Genomic DNA, 23,062 nt, shown 5'->3' with positions numbered 1-23,062 from the left:
CCGGTCACGCGGCGGCCGGCTCGAGCTCCTCGGACAGCAGCGTCGCGAGCTGCGTCCGGGAGCGCAGGCCGAGCTTGCGGTAGATCGCGCTGAGGTGGTGCTCGATGGTCTTCGGGCTGAGGAACAGCGCCGTGCCGGCCTCGCGGTTCGTCAGCCCCTGGGCGACGAGCAGCGCCACCTGCAGCTCGTGCGGGGTCAGCTCCTCCACCGGCGCGTGCTCGGACGGCTCGGCCGCGCGGCCCCCGGTGGCCCGCAGCTCGGTGCGCGCGCGCTCGGCCCACGGCTCGGCGCCGAGCCGGACGAACGTCGCCAGCGCGCGCTCGAGCGGCTCGCGCGCGTCGGCGCGCCGGCGGGCGCGGCGCAGGCGCTCGCCGACGACGAGCTCGGTACGCGCGCGCTCGAACGGCAGGTCGACGCGCGCGTGCCACTCCAGCGCGGCGCGCGCGTGGCGCCCGATGTCCTCGTCGGCGCCCAGGAGCGCGCGGCAGCGCGCCACCGCCGCGGTCGCCCAGGCGCCGCCGGTGGCCTGCGCCTGTTCCGCGAGAAGCTCCAGCGCGTCCTGCGCGTCGTCGCGCCGGCCGGCGCGGGCGAGCGCCTCGATCCGGTCCGCGGCATGCATCGTCAGCGCGGGCTCGCCGTGGTCCTGGCGACGTGCGATCCGCGCCGAGCGGTCGAACCAGACGAGCGCCTCCTCCGCGCGCCCCGCCGTCAGCTCGAGGAAGCCGAGCGTGGCCAGCGAGTGCGCCGCCGTGGCGTCGGCCTGGGCGGCGTCGGCCAGCGCGAGGCCCTCCGTGCCGAGCGCCCGCGCGGCGTCGAGGTGCCCGAGCGCCGCCTCGCAGCGCGCCAGGGTCGGCAGCGCGACGGCCAGGGTGCCGAGCTGCTGCGTCTCGCGGCACAGCCGGACGGACTCCTCGGCGTCGGCGTACGCCGCGCTCCAGCGCCCGCGGCGCCAGTGGATCTGCGCGCGCACGCACAGCGGATACCCGAGGCGGCCCGCGGCACCGGCCTCGCGCCCGCCGGCGATCAGGCGGTCGACGACGCGCTCCGCACGCGCGAAGCGCTCGACCCACAGCGAGCACATGGCCGCCATGCCGATGACCTCGGCGATCTCGGACACCGGGTCCGCGGCCATGAGCAGCGGCTCGGCGGCGGTGATCAGCGCGTCGCCCTCCCCCGCGCGACCGAGCGCGACGAGCGCCTCGCCGGAGATCAGCGTCGCGAGCAGCTCCAGCTCGCCGGAGACGCCCGCCGCCTCGCCGCGGGCGCGCCCGGCCGTGTCGAGCAGGCTGACCATGTCGCCGGTGAACATGTGCGCCAGGGACGCCTCCACGAGCAGGCGGGCCGCGGTCGCGCCGTCGCCCGCCCGGCTCGCGCGCTGCGCGAGCCCCTCCAGGATCTCCAGGGCGGGGACCGGCTGGCCGGCGCGCATGAGCACGTGGGCGCGGATGAGGTCGACGTCGGCGCGCGCGTCCGGGTCGGCGGCCGCCGCGCTCGCCTCGGCGACGAGCTCGAGCGCGCGGCCGCCGTGGCCCGAGACCGCCAGGTCGCCCGCCGCCTCGAGCCGGCGCCGGGCTCGCGCGACCGGATCGGCGGACAGGTCCGCGGCGCGGACCGAGGTGCGCGCCGCCTCGTTGTGGGCGCCGCGGGCGCGGGCGTCCTGCGCGGCGGCGTCGAGCGCGCCCGCGACCGCCTCGTCGGGCCCCGCCGCCGCCTCGGCCAGGTGGTGCGCCCGGCGCGCCCCCTCCGTGTGGGCGGCCAGCGCGCGGTGGGCGGCGCGGCGCTCGCCGCTCGGCCGGTCGTGGTAGGCGGCCGCGGTCAGCAGCGGATGCCGGAGCGCGAACCCGTCGAGCAGACCGGCCTCGCGCGCGGCAGCCAGCGTATCCGGGCCGAGGCCCAGCTCGTCGAGCGCCTGCGTGATCGGCGCGGCGCCGATGCCCGACGACGCCGCCACGACGCAGAGCGCGCGCCGCGTGTCCTCGGGCAGCCGGGCGAGCCGTCCGGCGAACGCGGCCTGGACCTCGTCGCTCGCGGGCAGCGGCGTGCGCAGCGCGACGCGCCCGGTGCGCTCGTCCTCGCTGAGGGCGCTGGGCAGCTCGCGCAGGGCGAGGGGGTTGCCGCCACTCGTCGCGACGAGCGCCTCGGCCACGGCCGGCGCCAGCGGCTCGCCGTCGGCCAGCAGCCCGCGCGCGGCGGCCTCGTCGATCCCGCCGAGAACCAGGCGCTCGATCCCCGGCGCGTCGAGCCGCTCGCCCTCGCCGTCGCGCGCGGCCAGGAGCACGCCGACGCCCTCCGCGTCGATCCGCCGCGCGGCGAACAGGATCGCCTCGAGCGACGCCTCGTCCAGCCAGTGCGCGTCGTCGGCGACCACGAGCACCGGGGACCGCTCCGCGGCCAGGCCGAGCAGCCCGAGCACCGCGACGGGGACGGCGAAGCGGTCGTGCGGCGACGCGGGTTCGAGCGCGAGCGCCCCGCCGAGTGCGGCCGCGTGCGCCGCGGGCAGCTGCCCGCGCAGCTCCAGCAGCGGCGCGACGAGCTCGAGCAGGCCGCCGTACGGGATGTCGGCCTCGGACTCGTAGCCCTGCGCCCGCAGGACCTCCATGGCGCCGGCCCGGGCGACCGCCTCGGCGAGCACGGTGCTCTTGCCGATTCCCGCCGGCCCCTCGACGAGCAGTGCGAAGCTGCGGCCGCGGCGGGCGGCGTCGAGAAGGTCGGTCATCCGTGCGAGCTCCCGCGCGCGTCCGTGGACCATGCGGCCGGGAAGTCTAGGAGGCCGACTCGGTCACCAGACGCGCCAGCTCGGTGCGCGAGCGCACGCCCGCCTTGCGGTAGATCGCGCCGAGGCGGCGCTCGATCGTCTTCGGGCTGAGGAACAGCGCCTCGCCGACCTCCCGGTTCGTCATGCCGCGGCTGACCAGCAGCGCGATCCGCCGCTCGTCGTCGCCGAGCGCGTCCAGGCGCGACGGTCCGGCGTCGTCGTCGCGCCCGCCGCTGGCCTCGAGCTCGCGGCGGGCCCGGCTCGCCCACGGTTCGGCGCCGAGCAGCGTGAAGGCGGCCAGCGCGCGCCCGAGAGGTTCGCGAGCGTCGCTGCGGCGGCGGGCGCGGCGCAGGCGCTCACCGATGACGAGCTCGGTGCGCGCCCGCTCGAACGGCGCGTCGAGCCGGTCGTGCCAGCCGAGCACGCGTGCCGCGAGCGCGTCGACCCGGTCGCCGTCGTCGAGCAGGATGCGCCCGCGCAGCGCGGCCATGTGCGCCCACGGCAGGCCGTCGCCGTCGCCGCGGCCCTCGAGGTCCTCGGCCAGCGCGAGCGCGTCGTCGCGGCGGCCGGTCGCCACGAGGCACTCGACGAGGTCCCCGGCCCACATCAGGACGGCCGGGTTGTGCATGCCGCCGCGCCGCTCGAGCTGCGCCGCCCGCTCGAGCGCGGCGATGGCCCACTCCGGCCGGCCCGCGCTGACCTCGGCGAAGCCGAGCGCCGCCTCGGCGTGGGCGGCGTGACCGAGCGCGCCCTCACGCTCGATGATCGCCGCGGCCTCGTCGAGGTGCGCGTGGGCCTCGGTGTCGCGCCCGAGCGCGGCCTCCAGGCGGCCCAGCGTCGTGAGGTTGAAGGCGAGGATCGTGTCCTGCGAGGTGTCGCGCGCGAGCCGCGCCGAGCCGGCGGCGTCCGTGAGCGCCTGCTCCCAGCGCCCCCGGCGGAACGCGAGCTGGGCGCGCACGTTCAGCGGGTACGGCGCGCGGCCCAGGGCGCCCGCCTCCTCGTAGGCGGCGAGCAGCCGGTCGACCACGCGCTCGGCGTGATCGAGGTCCCCCAGCCACACCCAGCCCTGGGCGACGAGCCCGAGCAGCTCCTGGGCGACGATCGGGTCCATCAGCGCCAGGCGCTCGTCGAGCGCCTCCTTGCGGGCGTGCGCCTCGGCGGCCCGGCCCTCGACGACGAGGAACTCGGCGGCCACGCTGTCGGCGAGCAGCTCGTGCCCGCCGCCGACCAGGCGCCCCGCGCGCACCGCGAGGTCCACGGTGCGCCGCTGCGCCGGGCCGTCGGCGATCATCGTGCCCGCGACGATCGCCTCGAGCGCGAGGTCGCAGGCCAGGCGCGGCTCCCCGGCGGCGAGCTGACGCTCCGCCTCGGCCATGAGCCGGTCGTGCGCGGCGGTCGGGTTGCCGCGGCGGACGTCGAGGTTGCCGCGCAGCCGCAGGATCGCCAGCCGGTGCTCGGGCCCGGCCTCGCGCCGGGCGTCGTCGAGGAGCGCGGCCGCGCGGTCGAGCCGGCCGGCGACCGCGAGGTCCTGGGCGGCCTCGAGCCGCAGCCGCCCGCGCTCCGCCGCCTCGGTGCAGAGCTCGGCGGAGCGCGCGAAGGCGGTGCCCGCCTCGACGGGTCCGCCCCGCGCCCTCGCCTCGCGCGCCGCGGCCTCGAGCTCGGCGGCGACGGCGGCGTCTTCGCGGTGGGCGGCGGCGGCGAGGTACCAGGCGCGCAGGCGGACGTCGCCGACGACCTCGGCCAGCGCCTCATGGGCCGCGCGGCGCTCGGCCTCGCTCGCGGCGTGGTAGGCGGCCGCGCGGATGAGCGGATGGCGGAACGCGAGCTCGCCGTCGTCGAGCGTGAGCGTGCCGGCCCGCTCGGCCGGGGCGAGCGTGGCCTCGTCGAGCCCGACCCGGCCGAGGGCGTCGAGCAGCAGGCGCACGGGCCCGGACTCCATGGCGGCGGCGACGGTCAGCGCGCGGCGCGTGGCGTCCGGCAGCGACCCGACCTCGCGCGCGAACGCCGCCTCGAGCTCCTCGCCCGGGCGCGGCGGCTCGATGAGCGGCGTACGGCCGGCGCGCTCCTCGGCGCTCAGCAGGCGCGGCGTCTCGAGCAGCGCGAGCGGGTTGCCGTCCGCGGCGTCGAGCAGCTCCTCGGCGACCCCCGGGGGCACGTCGGGCGCGGCCCGCTGCAGCAGCGCGCGGGCGGCCCCACGGTGCAGCGGCGGCACGTCGAGCACGTCGAGGCCGCGCACGTCGAAGCCGTCGGCCGGGGTCGAGGCGGCCCGGCCCGCCGCGATGATGCCGATGGGCGCCTCGGGCAGGCGGCGCGCCACGAACCGCAGGGCGTCGCGCGACGCGCCGTCGAGCCACTGCGCGTCGTCGGCGACCACGAGCACGGGACCGCGCTGGGCCGCGGCCTGCAGCAGCCCGAGCAGCGCGGCCGGCACCGCGAAGCGGTCGTGCGGGGTGGGCGGCTCGAGGTCGAGCGCCGTGCCGAGGGCGAGCGCCTGGGCCGGCGGCAGCGCGTCGCGGAGATCGAGCAGCGGCGCGGCGAGCGCGCGCAGGGCGCGGAACGGCACCGGCGCCGCGGTCTCGATGCCGCGGGCCCCGAGGACCGTGAAGCCGGCCGCGCGGCGGACGGCCTCGATGAGCAGCGCGGTCTTGCCGATGCCCGGCTCCCCGCGCACGACGAGCGCGAACGGCCGGCCCGCGCGCACCGCCGCGAGCCTCGCGTCGAGCAGGGCGAGCTCGCGGTCGCGGCCGAGGAGCGTCATGGCGCGAAGGGCGCGCTCAGGGCAGCCGGCCGACGATCTCGTCGGCGTGCCGGGTGTAGCGGCCGAGGTCGAACGTCGCGTCGAGGTCGATGCCGAGGTCGCGCGCGGCGATGAGCTCGCGCAGGGGCGTGCCCGTGTCCCAGGCGCGCTGGGCGTCCTCCTGCACGATGCGGTAGGCGTCGTCGCGGGTCATCCCGCTCTCGACGAGCGCCAGCAGCACGCGCTGGGAGAACAGCGCGCCGTGCGTGGCGTCGAGGTTGTCCCGCATGCGGTCGGCGTGCACGACCATCCCGCGCGCGATCCGGGTGGCGAGGCCGTGCATGTAGTCGAGCAGGATCGTCGCGTCGGGGAGGATCACCCGCTCGGCGCCCGAGTGCGAGATGTCGCGCTCGTGCCACAGGGCGACGTCCTCGACGCCCGCCTGGGCGTAGCCGCGCAGGACGCGGGAAAGGCCGGTGATGCGCTCGGTCGTGATCGGGTTGCGCTTGTGCGGCATCGCGCTCGAGCCCTTCTGCTGACCGGAGCGAAACGGCTCCTCGACCTCGCGGACCTCGGTGCGCTGGAGGTGTCGGATCTCGGTGGCGAAGCGCTCCAGCCCGGCGCCGGCGAGCGCGATCGCCTGCAGCACCTCGGCGTGGCGGTCGCGCGGCACGACCTGGGTCGAGACCGGCTCGGCCCGCAGGTCCAGGCGCTCGAGGACGCGCCGCTCGAAGTCGGGGCCGAGCGAGGCGTAGGTGCCGACGGCGCCCGACAGCGCGCCGTGGGCCGCCTGGTCGAACGCGGCGTGCAGGCGCTCGGCGTTGCGGTGCGCTTCCATCGCGTAGCCGGCGAGCTTGATGCCGAACGTCGTCGGCTCGGCGTGGACCCCGTGGGTGCGGCCGGTGCACACGGTGTGCACGTGCGCCCGGGCCTGGTCGGCGAGCGCCGCGTAGAGCTCCCGGGCGCCCCTGACCAGGATGACGCCGGCATCGCGGAGCTGGAGGGCGAGCGCGGTGTCGAGCACGTCGGAGGACGTCAGGCCGAAGTGGATCCAGCGGCCGGCCGGCCCGGCGCTCGCGGCGAGCACGTCGACGAACGCGGCGACGTCGTGGTCGGTGATGCGCTCGCGCTCCTGCACCGCCTGAACGGTGAAGGTCGCGCCGCGGATCGCCTCGAGGTCCCCGGGCGCCGGCCCCTCCTCGAGCTCCTCCGCGGCGGCGACCTCGACGCGTCGCCAGGCCTCCATCTTCGCCTCGTCCGTCCAGATGGCCCCCATCTCGGGGCGGGTGTAGCGCTCGATCACGGGGCGATGATCGCAGGGAGGCCGACGCGGCGATCCCCCGATGCGGGACGTCGCCGCGCCGCGGATGCTGGCCGCCATGCGAACCCATCTTCTGGCCGGCCTGGCCGCGCTGGCGGCCGCGGGCGCGGTCACCGCCCCGGCATCGGCCGACTCCATCGTCTTCATCAAGGACCACAACGTCTGGTCGGCCGGCGTCGACGGGTCGTCGCCGCATCAGATCACGCGCGACGGCACCGCGGACGCCCCCTACTCGTCGCCCTCGCAGGACGACCGCGGCACGGTCGCGGCCGCGCACGGGTACGCGATCGACCGCGTCGACCGCTCCGGGCGCCGGGTCTCGCGCTTCGTCCCGCAGAACCTGAAGGACTCGAGCGGGCACTCGACCGCGGGCGCGCCGGCCTGGGTGTCCCTGTCGCCGGACGGGTCGAAGGTCGCGTTCACCCTGACGAGCCTCAGCTGCGACCTGACGATCGACTGTGGCGCGCGGGCGACGACCGGCGTGGCCGCCGCCGACGGCTCACGGGTCTACGACACGCCCGGGCTGTACGGCGGCTGGGCGAGCTGGATCACGAACGACCGCGTCCTTTTCCACGGCGGCTTCCTGTACCAGAACCAGGTCTGGGACGTGGGGTCGCCGGCCGAGCCGTTCGACTGGTTCGAGGACCAGGACGTCTACGGCCACGGCAGCTCGACCGACCTCGGCGACGGCGAGGTGTCGCGCAACGGCGCCCGCTACGTGGCCGTGCGCGGGTACGACGCCACGACCCAGATCGTCTGGTACCGCGTCGAGGGCTCGATCCAGTCCGGGCCCAAGCCGCCGGCGCCCCAACCGCTGTGCATGACCGGCCAGGACCCGAGCCTGAGGGACCCGACGATCAACGGCGACGGCACCTGGGCCGCGTGGGAGGAGTCGACGGGCATCTGGGCCAAGCCGAACCTCGACGCGTGCGACGGCCCGCAGCCCGCGCTGATCCTGCCCGGCGCCGCCGAGCCGTCGTGGGGCCCGGCGGCGAACACCGCGCCGAAGCAGGTCGAGAAGAAGAAGGCCGCGAGGAAGAAGCGCAAGCGGGGCCAGGCGCACGGCAAGCGGCGCGCGTGAGCGTCAGTCCAGCTCGGTGAAGATCTCCTCGACGCCCGCGCGCTCGGGCACGCGCTGCTCCTGGCGCGGGCGTCCGAGGTACAGGAGGCCGACCGCCTCCTCGTCGTCGCCGATCCCCAGCGCGGCCCGGCCGGCGGGCGAGTCGAGCACCGGCACGGTGCGCCAGTAGCCCGCCAGACCGCGGGCGTGCGCGGCGAGCAGCACGATGTAGGCGGCCACGCCGGTGGCCAGCAGGTCCTCGCGGTCCTGACCGGCGTCGCCGGAGCGCTTGACCGTGACGGCCACGAGCGTCGGCGCCCGGTCGAGCTTGGCCGCCGACCCGGGCTTGGCCTCCTCCGCGATCGCCTTGAGCCGCTCGAGCGCGCTGCGCCCGAGCAGGCGAAAGCGCCACGGGTTCGTCAGGTGGTGGTTCGGCGCCCAGCGCGCCAGCTCGACGAGCTCGGCGACGGTCTCCGGCGCGACCGGCTCCGGCCCGTACACCTTGTGGGTGCGCCGAGTTCGGATCGCCGGTTCAAGGTCCATGACGTACCCGGGGGGTGGGGCGAGGCCCTGCCGCGCACGAAGGGGGGCGAAGCTCCCCTGGCGTGCGCCGCGTGTCGATCGCGGTCTCGACGTCCACGGGCGGCGCGCCCCTTCTCAGCAGACGAGGATGCGGGCGGCGAGCACCGCCGCGTTCTTCGCGTTGTTCAGGCCGACGCACGCGACCGGGACGCCCGGCGGCATCTGGGCGATCGAGAGGATCGCGTCCAGCCCCCCGGCGGCCGACAGCCGGCTCGTCAGCGGCACGCCGATCACGGGCAGATCGGTGTGGGCGGCGACGACCCCCGGCAGCGCGGCCGACAGCCCGGCGCCGGCGATGATGACCCGGATGCCGCGCATGTGCGCGTTCTTGGCGTAGTCGGCGACCGTGTCGGGCTCGCGGTGCGCCGACATCACGCGGACCTCGTGCATGATGCCGCGCGACTCCAGCTCGGCCGCGGCCTTCTCCATCTCGTCCATGTCGGACTTCGAGCCCATGACGATGCCGACGCGCGGCGCGTCGACGTCGAGGTCCTCGAACTCGGCCTCGGCCTCGGACTGCGCCTCGGCGGCGAGCTCCTGATCGGCGACGAGCTCGGCCTCGCCGCGCTCGAGATCCGTGCGGGGCTGCGGGCTCATGCCGCCGCCTCCGCCTTCGCCGCGATGTCGCGCCGCATCTGCCTCCCATCGAACGTGATCACGTCGGCGGCAGCATACGCAGCCTCCCGAGCAGCGTCGGCGCCCACGCCGAGCGCGGTGACGTTGAGCACCCGGCCGCCCGCCGTCACGATCTCGCCGCCCGGACCGAACGCCGTGCCCGCGTGGGTCACCTCCGCCCGCAGCGCCGCCGCCTTGTCGAGCCCCTCGATGACGTCGCCGCTGTGCGAGCCCGCCGGGTAGCCGGCGCTCGCCAGGACGACCGTGACCGCCGTCGCGTCGTCCCACTCCATGACCGCGCCGTCGAGATCGGCGCCGCCCACCCCCGCCGCGCGCTCGAGCAGCTCGACCAGGTCCGAGCGCAGGCGCGGCAGCAGCGCCTGCGTCTCGGGGTCGCCGAAGCGCACGTTGAACTCGATGACCCTGGGCCCGTCGGCGGTCAGCATCAGCCCGGCGTAGAGGACGCCGCGAAACGGGGTTCCCCGCCGGCGCATCTCGTCGACGACCGGCTGATGCACGGCGGCGGCGATCGCGTCGACGTCGATGCCGTCCACCGGCGAGTACGAGCCCATGCCGCCGGTGTTCGGGCCGGTGTCGCCGTCGCCGATGCGCTTGAAGTCGCGTGCGGGCGCCATCGGCAGGGCGCGCTCGCCGTCGCACAGCGCCAGCAGCGACAGCTCCTCGCCCTCCAGGTGCTCCTCGACGACCACCGGCGTGTCGCCGAAGCGCCGCGCGACGAGCATCTCCTGGAGCGCGGCGCGCGCCTCGGCCTCGTCGGCCGCGATCACGACGCCCTTGCCCGCCGCCAGCCCGTCGGCCTTCAGCACCGCCGGGTAGCGGTCGATCGCCGCGAACGCGCTCTCGACCGTCGTGTGGCTCGACCACGCGCCCGTCGGGACGCCGGCCGCCTCCATGATCTCCTTGGCGAACGCCTTCGAGCCCTCCAGGCGCGCGGCCGCCGCGCTCGGGCCGAACGCGGCGATGCCGGCCGCCTGGAGCCGGTCAACGAGCCCGCCGACGAGCGGCGCCTCGGGACCGACGACGACGAGGTCGACCCGCTCACGGCGCGCCGCCTCGAGCGGATCGCCCTCGACGATCCGCGCGTCGGCGGCGATGCCGGCGTTGCCCGGGGTCGCGAGGACCTCCGGCGTGCGCGGCGACCGATGGAGCGCGCGGATGAGCGCGTGTTCGCGGCCGCCGGAGCCGACGACGAGTAACCGCTTCGCTCCCGGCCTCACACCTTCGCTTCTGGAGTGCGCGTGACCGCTCCGGTGTTCGGCCACGTTGGTCAGAGGGAAGCGATGAAGTCGTCGATCGGCAGCGCGGACAGGGTCTCGTAGTGGACGGTCCCGCGGGAACCGAGCTCGAGCGAGACGCGCGCCATGGTCGCCTCGTCGGGCGCCTCGACGATGTTCACGAAGTCGAACCGGCCCAGCGTCGCCCACTGCGCCTTGACGGTCGCCCCGAGCTGCTCGACCTCGTGGTTGACCTCCTTGATGCGGTGCGGGTTGTTCTTGACCGTCTGCACGCCCTCCGGCGTGAGCGTCGACAGCATGATGTAGGTGGGCATGGCACGAACCTCCGGCGTCGGGTGCGCCCGTTGTATCTCAATCGCCGCCCGCGTGGGGCGCGGGGGGCGGCCTACGCCGTCAGCTCGGCCAGCGACCGCTCGATGCCCTGCTTGAGCACCGGAAGGTCCGGGTGGCACTCGGCGTCGGCGACCAGGCCGATGCTCACCTTGTCGACGTAGGACTCGACGGCGACGTTCAGCGTGAGCTGGTTGCCGATCGGGCACATCGGGTTGAGCTCGAGCATCTTCGCCCCGAGGAGGTACAGCTCGTGCCTGGGCCCCGGGACGTTCGTGATCGTGAGGTTCATGAACGAGCTCTGCTCGACCGCGAGGCGCCCCGCGGCGGCCATGAGCGCGGGCGGGGCGAAGTCGGCGGCCTGGGTCATCGCCCGGATCGCCTGGGCCTGGCGGCCCTCCTTGAGCTCCTTCGTCGAGGCGTGGATGCGGGCGAGACGGGCCCGTCCGTCGGGCTCGCACAGCGGCAGCGGCGCGGAGAAGCCGGTGACCTGGTTGCCGACCGCCGAAGCCTTCTCGGCGTCGGTGCGCAGCGACACCGGCACCATGGCCTGGAGCACGAGGTCGTCGACATCCTCGCCACGGGACGCGAGAAGCTCTCGCAGGCCACCCGCCACCACGGTGAGCATCACGTCGTTGACGGTCGACCCGGGCACGAGAGCGCGCGCCTTCTTGAGCTCGCCGAGCGACGTGTGGACCCAGTCATAGCGCCGCCGCGGCCCGACCGACTGGTTCAACGACGTGGCCGGCGGCTTGGGCATCTGCCCGAGCACGCCCATGCTCTCGGCGAGCTCGCCGAGCGGTTGGGGCGCTCCGGTCGGCACGTACGGCTGCGCGCCGAGCAGCGTGTTCCACATCGTCGAGACCTGCTCGCCCCACTTGGCGCCCATCAGCACCCATGGGTCGGGAGCCGGCTCCGGCTTCCAGGGCGGTGCCTCGGCCCCGTCGGAGTGCTCCGGCGTCGAGTCGAACATGAGGTACAGGACGTCGACCGTGCTCGCCCCGTCGAACGGCGCATGGTGGATCTTCTGCACCATCCCGACGCGCCCGCCTTCCAGGCCCGTGATGAAGGTCGTCTCCCACAGCGGGCGGGAGTGGTCGAGCATCCCCTCGTGCAGGCGCGAGTAGACCTGCTTGAGCTGCTCGTCGTCGCCCGGCGGGTCGAGCTCGACGTGCTTGACGTGGTTGGCGATGTCGAAGTCCGGGTCGTCGGCGAGCACCGGATGCCCGAGGCCGCCCGGGACCTCGACGATCTTCTTGCGATAGCGCGGGACGAGGTGCAGGCGCGACTCGATGGCCCGGCGGACGTCGTCGAGGCGGAACGTGCCGTGCTCGTCGAAGAGCCGGCCGCCCTCGAAGATGCAGATGTTCCCCATGTTCATCGGCGTGCGGTCGCTGTCCCAGTAGATGAACTGGGCGTCGAACGCCGACAACGTCTCGAATGAGGCCATGAGCCCTTGCCTCCTCCCTTGGGGGCGACTATACGTCCGGGAACCCGCCGGCGGAAGAGGCCTCGGCGCGCGCCCTGTCGCGCAGCTCGCGCCGCAGCGCCTTGCCGGTCAGGGTCTTGGGGATCTCGGCGACGAGCTCCACCTCGCGCGGAGCCTTGTAGACCGCCAGGAGCTCACGGCAATGGGCGATCAGCTCGTCGGGCGTCGCGTGCGCTCCCGGCTTGAGCGCGACGTACGCACGGACGGTCTCGCCGCGATAGTCGTCAGGCACGCCGACGACGCTCGCCTCGAGCACCGCGGGGTGCTGGTAGAGGACGTCCTCGACGTCGCGCGGCCAGACCTTGTAGCCGGAGACCGTGATCATGTCCTTGATGCGGTCGACGAGGTAGAACCAACCGTCCTGGTCCCGCTTGCCGACGTCGCCGCTGTGCAACCAGCCGTCGACGATCGCCTTCTCGGTCTCCTCCGGCCGATTCCAGTACCCGGGCGTGATCATCGGGCCGCGAGACACGATCTCGCCGATCTCGCCCGGCGCAAGCTCGCTCCCGTCGTCGATGCTGACGATCGTCGAGTCGACGTTCGGGCCGGGGATGCCCATCGAGAGCGCGCCGCTATCGGCGTCGACCGGCGCGTGAGCGCGGAACGGCGTCAGGTGCGTCGGGGCGGATGTCTCGGTCATGCCGTACGCGTTGTGGATGTAGACGCCCGTCGCCGCCTCCCACGCCTCGACCACCGCTGGGTACACGGGCGCGCCGCCGGCGGCGACCTTCGTCAGCGAGGACAGATCGCGACTCTGGAAGTCCGGGTGGTTGAGCATGGCGATGTAGGCGGTGAGCGGCCCGATCGACCAGGTGGCGCGCCAGCGCTCGATGTGGCGCAGCATCTCGCCCGGCTCGAACCGGTAGAGCATCAGCAGCGGCGTGCCGGAGTAGGCCGAGCTGGCGAGGTGGCAGACGATGCCGGTGATGTGGAACATCGGGGCGAGGGCGATGGTGACGTCGCCGGCGCCGAGGTCGAACCACCGGGTGATCAGCTCGGCGTTGTGCGCGACGTTGGCGTGGGTGTTGATCGCGCCCTTCGGCAGGCCGGTGGTGCCGGACGTGTAGGTGAGCAGCGCGGGGTCGGAGGGCTGCGGCGTCACGGGCGTCAGATGCGCTGCCGCTGCGTGACGCTCGACGAGGTCGATGAACGGCAACCCGCCGGGGCAGTCGATGCGCTCATGTCCGTCGAGCGCGGCCGGCTGGTCATCGAGGTAGTCGAGCTCGGAGCAGGTGACGATGTGCTCGAGGGGCGTTTCGCCGCGCACGTCGTCGACCGTCCAGTACAGCGACTCCAGGCAGACCGCGATACGCACGCCGGCGTCGTTGAGCTGGTGGTGCAGCTCCCGGCGCTTGTTCATCGGGTTGACCGGCGTGACGATGCCGCCGGCCAGCCACACGGCGCGAAACGCGATCGGGAGCTGCGGGATGTTCTGCAGCATCACGGCGACGCGATCGCCCGGCCGTAGGCCGAGCTCGCCGCGGAGTGCCGCAGCCAGGGCGCGCGCGTCGCCCGCGGCACGCTCTCGGGAGATCTGCGTGCCGAAATACAGGAACGCGGGCGTGTCGGGCTGGGCGAGTGCGCCACGCTCGAACAGTTCGTTCGTCGTGCGGCACTCGGGCGTGAAGGTCGCCGGCACGCGTGGCTCGTACTGTGCGAGCCAGGGCCGCCGGCGGTGATCGGCCGGCGTCATGACCCGTCAACCAGGGACCGATACACGGCGAGCAACGCCTCCTTCTTCTCGTCGGTCAAGCGCGGGTCGGCGCGGATGGCCGCCTCGGCCGCGCCCCTCTCACCGGGCGTCAACGGGTCCTCGTCCTCGAACAGGCCCGCCTGGGCCAGCATGGTCTCGACCGACACGTCCAGCGCGCCGGCGATCGAGCGCAACACGCGTACCGACGGCTCGTGCATGCCGCGCTCGAGCTGGCTCAGGTAGGCGTTCGAGATCTGGGTCTGCGCCGCCAACTGCCGCAGCGAGAGGTTCGCGTGGCGGCGCTGGGCGCGGATGTACTCGCCCAGCGCGTCGAGCTGGAGCTCCCACGGATTCTGCATGGGGCCGCCCATTGTGGCGACGGCGGTGTCAGCCCTTCTTCTTGGGGGCCTCGGCCGGCAGCACGGCGACGAGCTCATGGGCGAAGTCACGCTGCGCGGCCAGGAGGCGCTCGGCGAACTCGAACTGCCCCTTGATCAGCTCCTGCGCTGACGGAAGCTGAGTGGCGAGCGGCGACAGCGTGTCGGGCACGGCCGGGGTGTAGCGGGCGGCGGCGTCCGACCAGGTCTTCACGGCGTCGAGGACGACCGTCTGGGTCTGCTTGATGCCTTCGATGAAGCGGTCCTGCAGTTCGGCTTGGCTCTGCGCGATGGAGGTCATGCTGCGTACTATATCAAGCAACTGCGTGGTTCGCAAAGCAGGATGCGCCGTTCCGGTTGGGCGCGCTCTCCTGGCCGGCGGGGTCAGCGGGCGTGTTTGCCGGGCTGCCGGATCGCGGCCGCGCGGCGTGACGCCGCCGCGAGAACGAAGCCGCGGGCGACGTTTGGAGGAGTAATGGGGGTAACAGGACCAACCTTGACCCACTTGACCCAACCGCCGCCGTTACGGGTACGCTCGCGTTCAATGGAATCACCACGGATCGGGCTGGTCCTGGGAGGCGGCGGGATCGTCGGGATGGCCTACCACGGAGCCGTCCTGTCTGCGGTACACGAGGCGACGGGCTGGGATCCGCGCGATGCCGAGCTGGTGGTCGGGACCTCCGCAGGCGCGGCAAGCGGCAGCGAACTGCGGTCGGGCCTGAGCGGCTCCGACCTCGCAGCGCGGCGCTCCGGGCAACCCTTCTCGGCTGAGGGCGAGGCGCGGCTGCGCGGGCTCGGTCCCGCTCCCGTCGTCGAGCCACGGCGCATCGAGCAGGATGTCGAGCGCTCCCGCGCCGCCTACCGGCGGCTCGTGATGAAGGCGACGATGGCGCCCGGAAGCGTGCGGCCGGGCGTCCTGATCTCGACCGCGATGTCGCCCGGAACGCTCTCGCTCGAGTGGCTGACCGAACTGCATCGCTGGCTGCACGGCGGCGCGCATCCGGTCGACCGGCTGTGGACCGTCGCCATCGACCTCGACCGCGGCCGGCGCGTCGTGTTCGGCCGGCCGGGCGATCCAGCCGCCGAAGTCGGCGCGGCCGTCGCCGCCTCATGCTCGATCCCGGGTGTGTCGACGCCGATCCCGGTCGGCGACCAGCTCTATATCGACGGCGGCGGCTATTCGCCGACGAACGCCGACGTCCTCGCCGGGCGCGGGCTCGACGTGGTTCTGGTGAGCTCACCGATGTCACTCCACCCGCAGGCCACCGGCAAGCGGCCCGACCGCATGGTGCGCCAGGCCTGCCGGCGGCTGCTCATGCAGGAGGTCGCTCAGCTGCGAGCGACCGGCACCGACGTCATCCTGTTCGAACCCGGGGCGCGGGACCTGCGGGCGATGGGCGGCCTGATCGGCGAGGCCGTCCTCGACGAGCGCCGCACCGTCCCGGTTGTGCGCACCGTCCGCGCCTCGGCGCGCGCCCACGCCGAGCGCGAGCGCCTCGAGGAACGACTGAACGGTCGGGGCCGCGGACTTCGCGCGGCGTAGGTTCAGGGACGGGCGTACGGCCCGGGAGGCGGCGGACCGGCGGCGTTCCAGCGCCGCGCCCAGTCCGCCTGGTTGTCGATCAGCTGCCGCGCACCGTCGCGCAGCGCGTCGAGCATGGCCGTGCCGGCGTCGCCGGCGTCGCGTCGGCCGTGCGAGCGGCGAGCGCCTGTCGCCGTGGCCAGCCACCCCTGCCACAGGTCGCGGTGGGCGTCGGTCATCCGCCGCAGCGCCACTTCGGCATGTGCGGCCCCCGGGGCACCGGCGCGCGCCGGGGCGCTGATCGCCGCCTCCACCATTGCCGCCCAGAAGTCGACGTGCGCGCCGACCACCGCATCTGCCGCGCGCTGCCAGAGCTCGAACGGACCGGGCGTCACGACGCGCCGCCGTCATCTGGGCGACGGCGCAGCGTGCGAGCCCATTCCTCCTGGGCCTTGACGAGCTGCTCAGCCGACTCCTGAAGTGCCTGCACGAGACGCTGTCCCGCCTCTTGGAAGCCGGGCGGCGGGGTCGCCGCGGCCGGGGGCGGGGCGCCACCACCGGCGGCGCCTCCCACGGCCGCGATCCAGCCCTCCCAGAGCCGGCGCTGTGTCGCGGTCCATTGCGCGAGGAGGTCCTCGGCCTGGCTCGGCTTGGCTGAGCCGAGACCCTGCAGCAGGACGTCGGCCTGCGCGTCGGCGACGCGATGCGCGGCCGCCCGCCACGTCTCGATCGCCTCACGCTGCCACTGCGGCGGGACCGGCCCTGGCTGACCTGCGCCCGCGTCGAGGACGGTGCGCCACCACTCCTGCTGCGCCGTCATCCACTGCTCGGCGCCGGCACTCGCCTGCCCAGCCCAATCGGTCATGGTCAGACAGTATGGGGGTCGCCACCCTCGAGGTCCAGCCGAGTGGCGGGCCCGCCGCGCCGAACGGCGCGGCGGCCCTCCGCCCGTCATGCGGCAGCGCCATCGCGCGCTTGTCGCCTCGAGCAGCGCCTTCCAGGCGCTGACGATCCTCACCGACGTCACACCCGACCGCCGAGATCTGGGACCGACGAGGTCTTTGGTCCGGTGATCGACACGACGCTCGTCGACTCGGTCGGCGACGCCTCCGGCTATCGTTGCCAGCACATTCGGGTGTGAAAGGTCTCCTGGTGACGACCACCGAAACGGCCCCTGAGCGGGACCCCCTCGACCGCCTCACCGCCATCGGCGTGCGCGGGATCGGCGCGAGCAAGAAGGTCAGCCGCATGTATCTGGGCGGCTGCGAGAAGGTCCTGCTCGAGGTCATCGGCCTCCAGGAGCGCATCGCCACGGCCACGAAGATCAGCTGGGTCCGCGCGATCGCCGAGTCGCAGGCCACCGTGGCGCGCGAGCTGACGACGACGTACTTCGCGGCAGCGCGCGAGCTCGTCCGGTAGGACATCCCTCCAATCCGCATGGAGCAACGTCTGGATCGCCCGACGCCGGGTAATTATCGTGCGCCGCTACGGGTCGCTGCATGGACGACAGACAATCGCTCTTTCAGGTTGAACGCACCGCGAGTCGCACCGGCCCGCACCCGGTCGGCGAGGCGGCGTGATGGGACTCGCCCGCCCGCGGTTCGTCCCCACCGTGCAGCGGATCGAGCGCGCCATCGGCGGTCCCATCGAGCGAAGGATCGGTGAAGGTCAGGGGGTCAGCGCCCTACTGCTGGCCGGCCGCCTGTCACGCCGCGGGCTCCGCGTGATCGGGTGGGCGCGCGGAGCAGCGGTCCACACGCTCAACCTGCCCACGGCTCGCGATGTCCGCCATGTCAAGACGGCAGTGGCCCGGCTGGACACGCGGCTCGAGGAGCTCTGCGAGCAAGTCGCCGAGATGCAGGAGCCGCCGCGATGAGCATCGCGTACGACATCCGGCGCGAGGTCGAGCGCAACGTCGTCCGCGCCCGCAACGGGATCAAGTACGCCTCGGGTACGGAGTGGGCGCCGGAACATGCATCCCCCCGGGAGCTCGTGTGGAGCCAGGGCAAGGCGCGCCTCTGGCGGCTTCGCAGCGATCGCGTGACGATGGGGCCGCCGGTGCTGATGTTCATCGGGCTCGTCAGCCTGCCGCACATCCTCGACCTCCACGAGAAGAGCACGCTCGCAGGGGCGCTGCGCGATGCCGGCTTCGACGTCTACATCCTGGACTGGGGCGCGGCCGACGAGGGCGACGCGCAGAACACGCTCGAGACGTACCTCGTGCGCTACCTCCCCCGCGCGGTGCGGGCACTTCTGCGCGAGTCGCAGTGCGACGACGTGACGCTGCTCGGGTACTGCATGGGCGGCTGCTTTGCGCTGGTCGCCGTCGGCGGGCAGGTGTCGATCCCGCTGCGCAACCTCGTCATCTTCGCGACGCCCGTCGACTTCTCGCAGATGGGCGGCCTCGTGGAGGCCCTGCGCGACGGCGAGATCGACCCCGAGTCGATGGTCGACTGGACCGGCAACGTCCCGCCGCACATCGTCAGCTCGTTCTTTCGCATCCGCAAGCCGACGGTCGAGCTCGTCCAGTACGCGAACCTGTGGGAGAACCTCTGGAGCGACGAGTTCCTCTCCAGCTACCAGGCGATGGCGAGGTGGGCGAGCACGCACGTGCCGGTCCCCGGCGCCCTGTTCCGCCAGGTTCTGAAGGGCTGGCTGTACGACAACGGGTTCGCGAACGGCACGCTTCGTCTGGCGGGCCGGCGCGTCGATCTCGCCAACATCGACGTGCCGATGCTGAGCGTCGTCGCGATGCGCGACGACATCGTGCCGCCCCCGGCCGCTCTCCCGCTCGGCTCGCTGGTCGACGTGCCGGAGTTCGAGCTCTTCGAGGTCCCGGCTGGGCATGCGGGACTGGCCGGCAGCCGCAAGGCCGTCCACGTCACGTTCCCCGGCGTGGTCGACTGGCTGCGCCGGCACTCCGATACCAGGGAGCCGCATCAGTGAACACCAGACCCCTGACCCCGCAGGACCGCACGGAGCTTGCGCGGTTCTTCGCGGAGATCCCCGAAGCCGACCGCAACTTCCTCAAGGACGACGTACAGGAGCCGCAGGTCCTCGAGCGCTGGCTCGACGACGAGATCGCGGTCCGATTGGTCGCGGTCGACGAAGAGGGCGGCCGCATCGTCGCGTTCGCGGCATTGTGGCCCGGCATCGGGCGGTCGTCGCACGTCGCCGATCTACGGCTCATCGTCGCCCACGACGCCCGCCGTCGCGGCCTCGGCCGCGAGATGGCGCGCCTGGCGCTCGCCGAGGGGCTGCGCCACGGCTGGCGCAAGTTCACCGTGGACGTGCCCGCGACCCACCAGTCGACGATCAACATGTTCTCGGAGATCGGCTTCCGTCCCGAGGCGCTGCTCGTCGACCACCTGCAGGAACCGGACGGGCGGATGCACGACATCGTCAGCATGGCCCACATCGCCGACGACGCCTGGGCGGAGATGCTCACCACCGGCCTGGCCGACACCGCCCGATGACGGCCGCGCCCGCGCCAGACCAAGAGTGCGACCTCGAGATCGCCGGCATGCGCCTGCGCGTGCGGGAGACCGGCCATGGCGATCCGATCCTGCTGCTCAACGGCCTGGGCACCCACACCGCGATGTGGCGCCCGTTCGAACGCGCACTGCCGGACCGTCGGATCATCTCGTTCGACGCCCCCGGAACCGGGCACTCGGAGCTGCCGATCGGCCCGCTTCCCATGGCGTCGCTGGCCGCCATGGTCGAGACGCTGCTCGACCGACTCGGCGAGCAGGAGCGCGTCGACGTCGTCGGCTACTCGTTCGGCGGAGCGCTGGCCCAGCAACTGGCGCGCCAGGCGCCGCAGCGCATCCGGCGGCTCGTCCTCGCCGCGACCACGCCGGGCTGGGGCGGGATCCCGGGACGGACGTCCTCGCTGATGCTCATGCTCACGCCGCTGCGGTACTGGTCGGCGACGTTCTACTCGTTGACGATCCCGTGGATCGCGGGCGGCCAGGCCCACGACCCCGAGTTCGTCCGCCGGCACCGCCGCGATCGGCTCGCCGCGCCCCCGTCGCTGCTGGGCTACACCGGCCAGCTCTACACGATGAGCTCGTGGTCGAGCGCGCGCTGGCTGCCGGAGCTCAACGTTCCCACCCTCGTGCTCTGCGGCGCCGACGACCCGCTGACGCCGCCCGTCAACAGCGTCCTGATCGCCGCCCGGATGCCCGACGCACGCCTACAGATGCTCGAAGGCGAAGGCCACCTCCTGCTCCTCGACGCCCACGGCAACGCGCTTCCGACCGTACGCGACTTCCTCGACGCCCCGTCACTCGAGGACTCCGAGGCGTGGACGACGGGCCGGATCGTGGACGAGGACGAAGTGGCCGAAGCGCTGCGCGAGTCGGGGCGCGGCGGCGAGCCGTGGGGGACGATGAGCTCGCTCTACCGCAGATTGGCTGCGGCCCGCTTGGTGTGAGCGCGGCTCAGGGGCGCAGCCGCTCGCGTTGCCGCCGTCGATTGCGATCACGGACCCGGTCACCCGGTCCGCGCCGAACCCGCCGAACGTGACGTCGACCTGCTCGCCCCGGGTCCCGGAGGGCAAGGTCGTCGAGGGCCGGCCGGCCACCCGCGACCTTGCGGTCGATCTCGATGCCGGCTGACAGGCGGACTCGCCGCGCCGGGTGGCGCGGCGGGCCTCCGTTCGTCAGACCGACAACGCCGGCTCGGGTGCCGGCACGACGCCGGTCCGCAGGACGATCTCGCCCTCGACGGCGTCGGCGACGACCGTGTCGCCCTCCCCGAACTCGTTCTGCAGCAGCGCCATCGCGAGCTTGTCGACGAGCTGCTTCTGGATGACCCGCTTGAGCGGCCGCGCCCCGTAGGTCGGGTCGTAGCCGAGGTTGCCCAGCAGGGTCCGGGCGTCGTCGGTGAGCCTGAGCGTCACGCCGCGCTCGGCCAGCCGGCCGATCACCAGCGAGGTCTGCAGGGCCACGATCTCGCCGATCTGCGAGCGGTCGAGGCTGTCGAACTCGACGATGTCGTCCAGGCGGTTGATGAACTCCGGCTTGAAGTGCAGCTCCGCCCCCGAGCGACCGCCCGGGATGTTCGACGTCATGATCAGGACGACGTTCTTGAAGTCCACCGTGCGGCCCTGGCCGTCGGTCAGCCGGCCGTCGTCCATGAGCTGCAGCAGGATGTTGAACACGTCCGGGTGCGCCTTCTCGACTTCGTCGAGGAGGACCACCGAGTAGGGCCGGCGGCGCACGGCCTCGGTCAGCTGGCCGCCCTCCTCGTAGCCGACGTAGCCGGGAGGCGCGCCGACGAGCCGGCTGACGGCGTGCTTCTCCATGTACTCCGACATGTCGATGCGCACCATCGCGTCCTGGCTGTCGAACATGAACTCGGCCAGCGCCCGGGCCAGCTCGGTCTTGCCGACGCCGGTGGGGCCGAGGAACAGGAACGTGCCGATCGGCCGGTTCGGGTCGCTCAGGCCCGCCCGCGAGCGGCGCAGCGCGTCCGACACGGCGCGGACCGCCTCGTCCTGGCCGACCACCCGCTGGTGCAGGCGCTCCTCCATGTGGACGAGCTTGGAGACCTCGCCCTCCATGAGGCGCGAGACGGGGATGCCGGTCCAGCGGCCGACCACCTCGGCGACGTCCTCGGCGGTGACCTCCTCCTGGAGGAACTTCGTCTCCTTCGGCGCCTCGTCCTCGCGCGCCTCGCCCTCGGCGACGCGCTTCTCGAGCTCGGGGATGACGCCGTAGCGCAGCTCCGCGGCGCGGCTGAGGTCGCCCTCGCGCTGTGCCCGCTCGAGGTCGACCTTCGCCTGCTCGAGATGCTCCTTGGCCTCTGAGACGCCCTTGATGGCGTCCTTCTCGGCCTGCCACTCGGCCTTCATCGCGTCCGAGCGCTCGCGCAGATCCGAGAGCTCGCGCTCGATCGCCTCGCGGCGCTCGGCAGACGCCTCGTCCTTCTCCTTCTGCAGCGACGTCAGCTCGATCTCGAGCTGCATGATGCGGCGGTCGAGGACGTCGATCTCCTCGGGCAGCGAGTCGATCTCGATGCGCAGCCGCGACGCCGACTCGTCGATGAGGTCGATCGCCTTGTCGGGCAGGAAGCGGTCGGCGATGTAGCGGTGGCTGAGGGTGGCGGCGGCGATGAGCGCGCTGTCCTGGATGCGCACGCCGTGGTGGACCTCGTAGCGCTCCTTGAGCCCGCGCAGGATCGCGATCGTGTCCTCGACGGACGGCTCGCCGACCATCACCGGCTGGAAGCGCCGCTCGAGCGCCGCGTCCTTCTCGATGTGCTTGCGGTACTCGTCGAGCGTCGTCGCGCCCACCGCGCGCAGCTCGCCGCGGGCGAGCATCGGCTTGAGCAGGTTCGCGGCGTCGACCGCGCCCTCCGCGGCGCCGGCGCCGACGATCGTGTGCAGCTCGTCCATGAACAGGATGACCTGCCCCTGGGCCTCCTGGATCTCCTTGAGGACGGCCTTGAGCCGATCCTCGAACTCGCCCCGGTACTTCGAGCCCGCGATGAGCGCACCGATGTCGAGGCTGATGACGCGCCGGTCGCGCAGGGACTCGGGCACGTCGCCGGAGACGATGCGCTGGGCCAGGCCCTCGACGATGGCCGTCTTGCCGACACCCGGCTCGCCGATGAGCACGGGGTTGTTCTTCGTGCGGCGGCTGAGGACCTGGATGACGCGGCGGATCTCCTCGTCACGGCCGATGACCGGATCGAGCTTGCCCTCCTCGGCGCTCTCGGTGAGGTCGACGCCGAACTTCTCCAGCGCCTGGTACTTGTCCTCGGGACTCTGGTCGGTGACGCGATGGGAGCCGCGCACGCCGGCCAGCGCCTCCGCCAGTGCCGCCTTCGTGGCGCCTGCGCCGCGCAGCGCCTCGCCGGCCTTCGAGCTGTGACCCGCGAGCGAGAGCAGCAGGTGCTCGGCCGAGACGTACTCGTCCTTGAGCTCGCGCATCTCGTGCTCGGCGGCGCGCAGGACCGCGACGAGCTCGGACGACGGGCCGGCGGCCTCGCCTCCGGCCGTGGTCGTGGGAAGCCCGTCGAGCGCCTGGTTGATCTCGCGCCGCAGCGGATCGGGTGCCACGCCGAGCTTGCGCAGGACGGGCACGACGATGCCGCTCCGACCAAGGCCTTCGGCCTCGGTGCCCGTGCTGAGCAGGACGGCCAGCAGGTGCTCGGGGGTGACCTGCGGGTTCCGGCGCCCGTCGGCCAGCTGACCCGCGGCGCGAATCGCCTCCTGGGACTTGATGGTGAATCGATCTGGGTTCATGGTTCCTTGTGAAAAATCTTAGTCTTCCTGACTGAGATTGTCCCACATGCTTGCGTGAATGGCAAGAGGGGTA

General features: G+C 73.5%; 22 protein-coding genes. 8 read left to right on the top strand and 14 right to left on the bottom strand.

Annotation, left to right across the window (positions count from 1 at the left end):
* Positions 1-4 precede the first annotated feature (4 nt).
* The 3 genes from DSM104329_RS01800 to purB are packed head-to-tail and all read right to left on the bottom strand — an operon-like array spanning position 5 to position 6,795.
* Positions 5-2,749 carry an AAA family ATPase gene (locus tag DSM104329_RS01800; RefSeq protein WP_259313683.1) on the bottom strand — a complete coding sequence of 915 codons (2,745 nt, stop codon included), beginning with the start codon at positions 2,747-2,749 and terminating at the stop codon, positions 5-7.
* Positions 2,750-2,762: 13 nt separating this feature from the next.
* Positions 2,763-5,513, bottom strand: a complete 2,751-nt coding sequence (locus DSM104329_RS01795; protein WP_259313682.1) for an AAA family ATPase — start codon at positions 5,511-5,513, stop codon at positions 2,763-2,765.
* A 16-nt stretch (positions 5,514-5,529) separates the two neighbouring features.
* Positions 5,530-6,795, bottom strand: coding sequence for an adenylosuccinate lyase (purB, locus tag DSM104329_RS01790; RefSeq protein WP_259313681.1), 1,266 nt, complete (start codon positions 6,793-6,795; stop codon positions 5,530-5,532).
* A gap of 76 nt (positions 6,796-6,871) precedes the next feature.
* Here purB and DSM104329_RS01785 point away from each other — a divergent pair, with 76 nt between their 5' ends.
* Positions 6,872-7,894 carry a TolB-like translocation protein gene (locus DSM104329_RS01785; RefSeq protein ID WP_259313680.1) on the top strand — a complete coding sequence of 341 codons (1,023 nt, stop codon included), beginning with the start codon at positions 6,872-6,874 and terminating at the stop codon, positions 7,892-7,894.
* Positions 7,895-7,897: 3 nt separating this feature from the next.
* Here the strand turns inward: DSM104329_RS01785 and DSM104329_RS01780 are convergent, their stop codons facing one another.
* The 8 genes from DSM104329_RS01780 to DSM104329_RS01745 form a co-directional block, all read right to left on the bottom strand.
* A complete protein-coding gene (locus tag DSM104329_RS01780) occupies positions 7,898-8,416 on the bottom strand; it encodes a nitroreductase family protein (protein ID WP_259313679.1) in 519 nt (172 codons plus the stop codon).
* A gap of 114 nt (positions 8,417-8,530) precedes the next feature.
* Positions 8,531-8,917 carry a 5-(carboxyamino)imidazole ribonucleotide mutase gene (gene purE, locus DSM104329_RS01775; protein WP_407655890.1) on the bottom strand — a complete coding sequence of 129 codons (387 nt, stop codon included), beginning with the start codon at positions 8,915-8,917 and terminating at the stop codon, positions 8,531-8,533.
* Positions 8,918-9,048: 131 nt separating this feature from the next.
* On the bottom strand, positions 9,049-10,308 hold the full coding sequence (gene purD / locus DSM104329_RS01770) for a phosphoribosylamine--glycine ligase (protein ID WP_259313677.1): 1,260 nt from the start codon (positions 10,306-10,308) through the stop codon (positions 9,049-9,051).
* 50 nt (positions 10,309-10,358) lie between these two features.
* A complete protein-coding gene (locus DSM104329_RS01765; RefSeq protein ID WP_259313676.1) occupies positions 10,359-10,640 on the bottom strand; it encodes a GYD domain-containing protein in 282 nt (93 codons plus the stop codon).
* A 71-nt stretch (positions 10,641-10,711) separates the two neighbouring features.
* Entirely contained in the window at positions 10,712-12,106 is a 1,395-nt protein-coding gene (locus DSM104329_RS01760) for a wax ester/triacylglycerol synthase family O-acyltransferase (protein ID WP_259313675.1), read from the bottom strand.
* 28 nt (positions 12,107-12,134) lie between these two features.
* Positions 12,135-13,784: an AMP-binding protein gene (locus DSM104329_RS01755; RefSeq protein ID WP_259313674.1), complete on the bottom strand. Its 1,650-nt coding sequence runs from the start codon at positions 13,782-13,784 to the stop codon at positions 12,135-12,137.
* A gap of 50 nt (positions 13,785-13,834) precedes the next feature.
* Complete coding sequence (locus DSM104329_RS01750) at positions 13,835-14,209, bottom strand: helix-turn-helix domain-containing protein (protein WP_259313673.1); 375 nt, start codon at positions 14,207-14,209, stop codon at positions 13,835-13,837.
* Between the two features lie 16 nt (positions 14,210-14,225).
* Positions 14,226-14,516 (bottom strand): hypothetical protein, encoded by a 291-nt coding sequence (locus DSM104329_RS01745; RefSeq protein ID WP_259313672.1) that lies wholly within the window; start codon positions 14,514-14,516, stop codon positions 14,226-14,228.
* Between the two features lie 195 nt (positions 14,517-14,711).
* On the opposite strand from DSM104329_RS01745, the gene DSM104329_RS01740 reads away from it, so the two are divergent.
* On the top strand, positions 14,712-15,758 hold the full coding sequence (locus DSM104329_RS01740; RefSeq protein WP_259313671.1) for a patatin-like phospholipase family protein: 1,047 nt from the start codon (positions 14,712-14,714) through the stop codon (positions 15,756-15,758).
* Positions 15,759-15,760: 2 nt separating this feature from the next.
* Here the strand turns inward: DSM104329_RS01740 and DSM104329_RS01735 are convergent, their stop codons facing one another.
* Together DSM104329_RS01735 and DSM104329_RS01730 are read right to left on the bottom strand one after the other, a co-directional pair.
* Positions 15,761-16,132, bottom strand: coding sequence for a hypothetical protein (locus tag DSM104329_RS01735; RefSeq protein WP_259313670.1), 372 nt, complete (start codon positions 16,130-16,132; stop codon positions 15,761-15,763).
* Positions 16,129-16,602 (bottom strand): hypothetical protein, encoded by a 474-nt coding sequence (locus DSM104329_RS01730; RefSeq protein WP_259313669.1) that lies wholly within the window; start codon positions 16,600-16,602, stop codon positions 16,129-16,131. Before DSM104329_RS01730 ends, DSM104329_RS01735 begins: the two co-directional genes overlap by 4 nt.
* Positions 16,603-16,889: 287 nt before the next feature.
* On the opposite strand from DSM104329_RS01730, the gene DSM104329_RS01725 reads away from it, so the two are divergent.
* From DSM104329_RS01725 to DSM104329_RS01700, 6 genes are all read left to right on the top strand, one after another.
* A complete protein-coding gene (locus DSM104329_RS01725) occupies positions 16,890-17,156 on the top strand; it encodes a hypothetical protein (protein ID WP_259313668.1) in 267 nt (88 codons plus the stop codon).
* Positions 17,157-17,349: 193 nt separating this feature from the next.
* Positions 17,350-17,613, top strand: coding sequence for a hypothetical protein (locus DSM104329_RS01720; protein WP_259313667.1), 264 nt, complete (start codon positions 17,350-17,352; stop codon positions 17,611-17,613).
* Complete coding sequence (locus tag DSM104329_RS01715) at positions 17,610-18,683, top strand: alpha/beta fold hydrolase (protein ID WP_259313666.1); 1,074 nt, start codon at positions 17,610-17,612, stop codon at positions 18,681-18,683. Before DSM104329_RS01720 ends, DSM104329_RS01715 begins: the two co-directional genes overlap by 4 nt.
* Entirely contained in the window at positions 18,680-19,213 is a 534-nt protein-coding gene (locus tag DSM104329_RS01710) for a GNAT family N-acetyltransferase (protein ID WP_259313665.1), read from the top strand. The genes DSM104329_RS01715 and DSM104329_RS01710 overlap by 4 nt, the downstream gene beginning before the upstream one ends.
* Positions 19,210-20,172 carry an alpha/beta fold hydrolase gene (locus DSM104329_RS01705; protein ID WP_259313664.1) on the top strand — a complete coding sequence of 321 codons (963 nt, stop codon included), beginning with the start codon at positions 19,210-19,212 and terminating at the stop codon, positions 20,170-20,172. The genes DSM104329_RS01710 and DSM104329_RS01705 overlap by 4 nt, the downstream gene beginning before the upstream one ends.
* 28 nt (positions 20,173-20,200) lie before the next feature.
* Positions 20,201-20,356, top strand: a complete 156-nt coding sequence (locus DSM104329_RS01700) for a hypothetical protein (protein WP_259313663.1) — start codon at positions 20,201-20,203, stop codon at positions 20,354-20,356.
* Positions 20,357-20,400: 44 nt separating this feature from the next.
* On the opposite strand, the gene clpB is transcribed toward DSM104329_RS01700, so the two are convergent.
* On the bottom strand, positions 20,401-22,989 hold the full coding sequence (clpB, locus tag DSM104329_RS01695) for an ATP-dependent chaperone ClpB (protein WP_259313662.1): 2,589 nt from the start codon (positions 22,987-22,989) through the stop codon (positions 20,401-20,403).
* Positions 22,990-23,062 lie beyond the last annotated feature (73 nt).

It is taken from the genome of Capillimicrobium parvum, assembly GCF_021172045.1.
Lineage (GTDB): Bacteria > Actinomycetota > Thermoleophilia > Solirubrobacterales > Solirubrobacteraceae > Capillimicrobium > Capillimicrobium parvum.
The sequence above is the reverse complement of the archived record's forward strand: the minus strand, read 5'-3'. Positions and strand labels throughout refer to the sequence as shown.